Origin of the sequence: Rahnella victoriana (assembly GCF_004330295.1) — a bacterium.
Classification (GTDB): domain Bacteria; phylum Pseudomonadota; class Gammaproteobacteria; order Enterobacterales; family Enterobacteriaceae; genus Rahnella; species Rahnella victoriana.
Map to the genome: position 1 here is coordinate 1 of NZ_SJOJ01000069.1, position 786 is coordinate 786.

The following is a 786-nucleotide window of genomic DNA, read 5'->3' on the forward strand; positions in this document are numbered from 1 at the left end:
TGGCTCCGCTGCGCTGCATGGCCTTATGACGCCACACCAGCAGCTCGGTCAGCGTCATCGGGTTCAGTTCTGACGGCGGCCAGTGAAAGATCACCGCGACATCCGCCATCAGGTCATCAACGGTCAGTGCCGCAGGAATGTTTACTGTTCCGACTTCGGCGATAAAAAACCGATCACCTTACCGGCCATCGCAATCAGGTCAGGCAGGTTCAGGCTTTTGCAGTCCTGGGCGGTGAGGTTCGGCACGGTGATACGCGGCAGAATAACGGTCAGCGCGTCAACGTCGGCATTCGCCAGCGCCGCCAGGCCAATTCCGCGCAGGTGTCCGGCATTCGGTTTGATGATTTCAATCTGAGTGATCAGGGTGTCGCCGCGCTTGATCGGTTCTTCCAGGATAACGATGTTTTCATTGTGTTCTGACATAGCGGTGTCTCTTATTCAAAGGTGAGGTTTTGCGCCGGAATCCGGCGCAGTTAAGGGTTACAGGCCGATGTTTTTGCGGTGTTCCGCCACGCGGTCAACGCCGCCGACGATTTCCACCATGTTCACCGTATCGACTTCAATCACGTCCTTGCCGTCAATCGTGAGTTTGAAATAGGTGCATTGGGTAGTGATTTTGGTTTCGGTGTCTTCACCCTGTTTGTACTCGCCAAAATCCATTTCTTTATGGCGTCCGCGCAGGGTGACTTCCACGGCGGAGGTGTCGCCGGTGTCGTCACGCTGGAAGGAACCGGCAAAGCGCAGCGGCACGGCGTCCACCGCGCCCCACTGCTGCAACACCAGTTC

At 56.7% G+C, this 786-nt stretch carries 3 protein-coding genes; all 3 read right to left on the bottom strand.

The window, feature by feature from the left end:
* On the bottom strand, positions 1-109 hold a 109-nt coding region (locus EYY67_RS24875), incomplete at its 3' end, for a GpE family phage tail protein (protein ID WP_131694611.1).
* Between the two features lie 32 nt (positions 110-141).
* Complete coding sequence (locus EYY67_RS24315; RefSeq protein ID WP_131694612.1) at positions 142-423, bottom strand: phage tail assembly protein; 282 nt, start codon at positions 421-423, stop codon at positions 142-144.
* 57 nt (positions 424-480) lie between these two features.
* Positions 481-786: phage major tail tube protein (locus EYY67_RS24320; protein ID WP_207391116.1), on the bottom strand; the 306-nt coding region annotated here is incomplete at its 5' end.